The 5,842-nt window shown below is 49.0% G+C and carries 4 protein-coding genes; 1 reads left to right on the forward strand and 3 read right to left on the reverse strand.

All coding sequences use genetic code 11. The features are described from left to right. Positions 1–875: 875 nt before the first annotated feature. Positions 876–1,433, forward strand: a complete 558-nt coding sequence (locus AB1S50_RS18650) for a hypothetical protein (RefSeq protein WP_367152714.1) — start codon at positions 876–878, stop codon at positions 1,431–1,433. Positions 1,434–1,615: 182 nt separating this feature from the next. Here the strand turns inward: AB1S50_RS18650 and AB1S50_RS18655 are convergent, their stop codons facing one another. From AB1S50_RS18655 to AB1S50_RS18665, 3 genes are all read right to left on the reverse strand, one after another. Further along, positions 1,616–3,589 (reverse strand): alkyl/aryl-sulfatase, encoded by a 1,974-nt coding sequence (locus AB1S50_RS18655; protein ID WP_367152715.1) that lies wholly within the window; start codon positions 3,587–3,589, stop codon positions 1,616–1,618. A gap of 476 nt (positions 3,590–4,065) precedes the next feature. Next, positions 4,066–4,386 carry a hypothetical protein gene (locus tag AB1S50_RS18660; protein ID WP_367152718.1) on the reverse strand — a complete coding sequence of 107 codons (321 nt, stop codon included), beginning with the start codon at positions 4,384–4,386 and terminating at the stop codon, positions 4,066–4,068. A gap of 104 nt (positions 4,387–4,490) precedes the next feature. Further along, complete coding sequence (locus AB1S50_RS18665) at positions 4,491–5,297, reverse strand: SEL1-like repeat protein (protein ID WP_367152719.1); 807 nt, start codon at positions 5,295–5,297, stop codon at positions 4,491–4,493. Positions 5,298–5,842 lie beyond the last annotated feature (545 nt).

A 5,842-nucleotide genomic window follows, 5' to 3' on the forward strand; every position in this document is an offset into this window, starting at 1 on the left:
AGCTCCGGGGAATGCCGGCGACGCTTCACGGGTTTCTTAGCAGGGATAATTTCACTCATATTAGGTGTCCACTTGTTGATAGGTGGACACCTAAATTACAGCGCAGAATTTGGCTTGGTAGATGAGTTTGCCGGACGCTTACCATAAAAGGCCAACGACCTTTACTCAAATATCGTTGAGCAATAGATAAAGAATAATCTGTTACTTTTTCAATTATGACAAGTGTGGAAAAACAGTAATTTGACTCCTTCCCTTATTACTTAAATAACTTTTTTTCATATTCCAAAAACCGCCAAGCGATTGTAAAAAAACTTAAAAATTGAGAAGAGATACTTCAGAAACGTGCAGAAACAGCTTGGCTTTTTATTCAATATAAGGTTATCTGGATACTCGAAGTTCAAACACACATATAAAACATTATCCGAATAAAATATTCAAAAAATGGATGAGAGTACTGACAGTGCTGAAAACAACAAAATATGGGCAGAAACTGTGTGGTTTTAATGTGCTCAATACAACAACCGGAAAGGAGGAAATTTTTAACCAAAAACACCTCAAGCGAAAAGTGTGAGTTTCAGGAAAAAATAGTTTTTTAACAACCTGTTAGTACAAGTCACGTCTATATTGACAATCGGTTGAGCCGGGTTTGTGACGTAAAGGCTGAAACGACTGTCGGTAGGTGGTCCAGACAGCGTTTGATGACCCGGCCTGAATGAAATCTGCCATTCATTACCCGTTGCCTGGATTTGTTGGGGCCTATGGGGCGATTGCCAGCGACTTGATTTTTTGCCTGTGGTTACAGGGCCATAAATTCACAGCTGTCAATTGATTTCATGCGGCACCTTGTTTTGTTTAACAAAAAGGTGGAAATCAAAATGAAAAAAATACTAATAGCGGTAGCGTTGTTAATGCCCGGCTTTGCCACAGCCGTGCCGGATACCTGGATTGAGGTGTTTGATGGTGGCGGTGTCCTGGTGGGCCATGTTACGGAAGTGAAAGTGGGTGGCCAGGGTCTCAATACCCCCACCACCGGCTGGGTGCGCGGGCTGAGTACCGCCTTCGATCCGGCTACCGGCGGTGAATTGGGCACCTTCCGGTTTGTGGCGGATATGATGATGGCCACGCACCACAATCGCGTCTACTTTACCGGGGCCGGCTGTGCAGCCGGTGGCGGGCCCATTTACTTTGTGGTGGAGGACGACCCGGCAGCCGCTGATACCATGAATGCGGAAGGCCGTGCAGCCATGTGGATGAATGCCGAGTGGACCACCGCACCCCTACCCGCCGGGCCCATGCCCCCCGCCGCCGCCTATATGGACCCCTTTGGCCCCTGCCTCCCCAACCCCCTCGGTGTGCTGCCCGGCGCAGTCTCCCAATACCGCATGGGTGCGGGTATCGTGCGTCCATACGCGCCGCCGTTCGGGGTTATGTAAAGAAGCTTCCCTCGGGCCTAACAGGCTGTTGAAAAAGTTTTTTTCAGCAGCCTGTTGTCCTGAACAGGGATGTTGGGGCCGCAAATCAAGTATGTAACTGCTTGATTTGTCATGGAGGGTTTGCGGACATGCGCCGCAAACCCAGGTTGAGGAAAGCCAGGGAGGGCTTTTCCAACAACCTGCTAGGGAGTAACAAGATTAAAATTCGGATCAAACTGATCGAACAGCCTGCCAAATTTAACCAGTGCCAGGGGATTGCCACTTACTTTCAGGCGACCCTTCGCGATCAGGGCTGGAGCGCCTACCAGCCCACCAAACATCAGGCGCAGATCCCTGCTGCTGAGGGCCAGGCTGGCTGAGGGGGTATCGGAATGTCGATCCTGATAGCCATGCAACACTCCATTTTGCACCACCAGCAGATATTTCTGTCCACTATCGGTCATATCGATATTGAGGAAAATCTCCGTATCGGCCGCCTTCTCACCATTGAGGCGCACTGCCATGGCGTCGAACAATAACTGCAGGGGTACCTGGGCGACAATCTCCTCTGGGGGTAACATGGCTTCACGAACATCGACCCCCTGGCGCAACTCCCTGGCCCCGGAAAGATAAAAGTTTCGCCAAATTCCGGATTCGGCCTGGTAACCCAGCTGCTCGAAGCTGTCGGCCAGCAAATAGCGCGCCTGTTCATCTCCCGGCTCGGCAAACACCAGGTGTTTTAATACCGTGGCGACCCAACGGTAATCACCCTTGGCAAAATCCCGCTGAGCCCGCGCCATAATTGCGTCACGCCCCCCCATATATTCGACGTAGCGCCTGGCTGCCTCCCCCTGGGGCAGTGGATGCAGATTGGCGGGGTTGCCATCAAAATAACCCAGGTAGTGATTGTAAACCGCCTTGGCGCCAACATTGACGGTGCCGTAATAGCCCCTGTTGGCCCAGGCCCGGGACAGGCTTTCGGGCAATTCCAGCCGCTCAGCAATTTCAACCATATCATAGCCATGGTTGGCCAGGCGCAGGGTCTGGTCGTGAATATACTTGTACAGATCCCGCTGCCCGGCCAGATAGTCCACCGCCTCGCCATTGCCCCAGATAGGCCAGTGATGGCTGCTGAACACCACCTCCGTCTGCCCGCCGAACCTCTCCAGGGCGTGTTCGATATAGCGGCTCCAGGCGAGTGCATCGCGGGTCTTGGCCCCGCGCAGAGTGTAAATATTGTGCAGGGTATGACTGGCAATCTCGCTCATGCACAGGGCTTTGAACTGGGGAAAGAAAAATATCATCTCCGCCGGCGCTTCGGCCCCCGGGGTATTGATAAAAACCATTTCCACCCCGTCAACCTCCAGCTCAGCGCCAGACTCGGGAATCAAAATTGTGGGCCTGGCGATCCCGCGCTCCCCCGCGGATACCCGGTTGCCGAGACCGGATGAAACAAAGCCCTTCTCCCCCGAAGGCAGTAAATCTCCAAACTGGTAGAGTGCACGGCGCTGCATCACATTGCCCGAGCGCACATTTTCACTGATCGCCTCCTCGGTAAAACCCTGTGGTGCAATAATGTCCACAGACCCGCTTTCCAGTTGCTCCCCGGACAGTACACCCGTGACCCCGGCGAAGTGATCCGCATGACTGTGGGTAAAGATCACCGCAGTCACGGGCCTTTCCCCCAGTACCCGGTTGGCCAGGGCCAGGCCCGCCGCCGCGGTTTCCGCAGAGGTGAGGGGGTCGATAACAGCCCAACCCTGTTTCCCTTCGATCAGGGACATATTGGCAAGGTCCATGGAACGTATCTGATAGATACCGTCCACAACCTTATAGAGACCCTGGTTAAGGGCATTGAGCTGGGCCTGGCGCCACAGGCTGGGGTTTACCGTATCCGCGGGTTCCCCCTGCAGAAACTGCATCCGGGCCAGGCCATAGACCTCCCGACCTTCAGCGTCGTTCACCTGCGCATCGGGAATCGCTGCCATAAATCCACGCCTGGCCAGCTGGAAATCCGCCCGATCGCCAAAGGGCAGTTGTTTTGCGAATGACTGATTGTGGGCAATTGTCGCCCTGGAAGCGGGTTTAATCTCCGCATTCAGGGGTCGCGTCCCTGGCTCGGTTTTCGTACCGCAGGCCATCAGAAACACAGGTAATACCAACAGCAAGGCACGCATCGAAACTCCCCTCAAAGCCGAATTGGTTTGACGCTCCAGTTTACACCAGCGCTAGACCGCTGTGACGCCGATGGCGCTATCGCAGCCAGACGAACCTCTTAAATTCTGTTTTAATAACCCGTCTCAATATCGTTATTTCGTCTAACTGATTAAATTTCATTCACACAAGGACTGGATTTCCGATTGCCCCCTCTATGGATGGGATATTATGGAATACAGGGACGATCGAATTGGGTTAGCCAATTACGGCTAGAAGCCGGATAAAGGAGTTGAGTAAAAATACTATTCCAGACTTAGTGGCTTGAAGGCGTCAGCCACGATCACCGGGGTTCCGAATGGGTATCTTATCGCTACTCTTTAATCTATCCGATTGCGGAGAGCAGGAATACAATAAGAGGCGCGAGCAGAGAGCTTTTGAGTCAGTTCCCCTCCGTGAAATTATATCGGTAGCTAAAGGCTTTAGTTGAAGTGCCGGGCTAATAATAGATATGACTGATCAGGGAATAGCCATTGAGACAACCGTCACTCTGGATAATTACCGTCGAGCCCATAGACCTGATGACCAGCGAGGCCGACAGCATTGCCGAATTCTTATTGTCAGCTATATCCAGAATATAATATTGCTGTTGAGAACAGCCCTCCATCTCCGTCATGGATTTCAGCTGTACCCGCACAAAGTTACTGCCAATGGTTAGCTGAGAAATTTTAGCTGGCGCAGAGTTGGTCAATGCCAGTACGTCATTCCCTACTATAGTAGCAAGAAGTGGGAAACTGGAAAATATTCTTCTTATAGTCATTTTCACTTTGATCCTAACAGTGTTCCCAACCAGAGCATGGACATAGCGACAAATATTCATCCTTCCCTAACCATTGTTGACTTCACTATTTTGACACCAATACTTTATTTATTAGAACTTAAATTGTTATCTTTAACTATAGGCGCCTGCAGTGAATCAAAAGGAGCTGGTTTACTAATAGAATTTTCGGCCATAAATTTTTTGAGCTCATCTCCAGCAAGAATCACTCTAGATTTCCGCTGCTTAAGCAATTCATATACCGGCTTTCTCGACTCTACAGCAGCAGAAAAATTATTTCGGTCAGCGTATCCACTATCAATTAAAAAATCCACAAATTTTAGTGCTTTCTCATAATTAAATGCTGATAAAGTTGCAAGTAATGCCGCAGCGAGCTGAACCTTTTGCTCAACTCCTCTACCAAAATATGCCATAAAGGCAACGTTATAAGCAGCATCCAAATGGCCCTTTCGAGAAGCCTTCTCAAAATAAGAGTAGGCCATCTCATGACTAAGCTCAACGCAAATACCTTCGTTGTAAAAAACCCCTTGCGCGTATAAATATGCTGGACCTTCATCCAACATAGAACTCACAATATTCTGCGCCTTGCATGGTTTTTCTTCAGAGATATATTTTTCTATCAAAAGCATTGAATAATTTTTCATACTTAACTTAAGTACTAAAGTTTCTAGCTGGGCCAAGCTAAGCTCTTTTTTTCGCCCATTGGTTAGGTAACTTTTCTTAATCTCACTGTTCAAAACAGCAAGTTTACAACTATCTTTATCAAGCGATCCAATTTCTTGGAATTCGCAGTTCTCTTCAATCAGGAAATCAAAACTTTCTCTAGTTTCCTCTTCTGCAGTACAAGCAAAAGACATGATCAAAAGCAATACAGTTAATGTAGACTTATTCATTATCTCCTCCATAGCTCACCTCCGGAACATTAAGAGATTCATAGACGGCAATAGGAAGTGACTGAACAAAATAATACCAGGGCTTAAAATTATTTGGGTCGGAGTAAAATTTTGGCGTCTATCATATCATATTACCTCTTGAATTCCCCCACCTTAACGACAAGGGATACCATTGCAGGGTCCTGGGCTGGGGTCATTCAGATGGAAGAATGGGCCGATGTGAAATGCTACACTCCGACAACCGGTAAAACTTCCTATTCCACCCCATCCTGGCCATCGTACGACTCATAGAGGTAGTCGCAATATGGTGGGGGCCCCTTCACCGCCAATGTCCCAGTTTGGTCCAAACTAGTCGACAAGGGCATCGGCGTCAGAACGAAAGAGGTGGACATCTCGGAGTTTCTAGGGCCTGTTAACACTAATTTTGATAAAATCTGCGTTTATGGAAATCACAAAATCGCAATTCAAAATTATCGAACACCTGCTGCCTTTACAGCGAGGTAACGTCAAAATACCGAATATACAGGTCATAAACGCTGTTTTGT

Source organism: Microbulbifer discodermiae, assembly GCF_040742695.1.
Lineage (GTDB): Bacteria > Pseudomonadota > Gammaproteobacteria > Pseudomonadales > Cellvibrionaceae > Microbulbifer.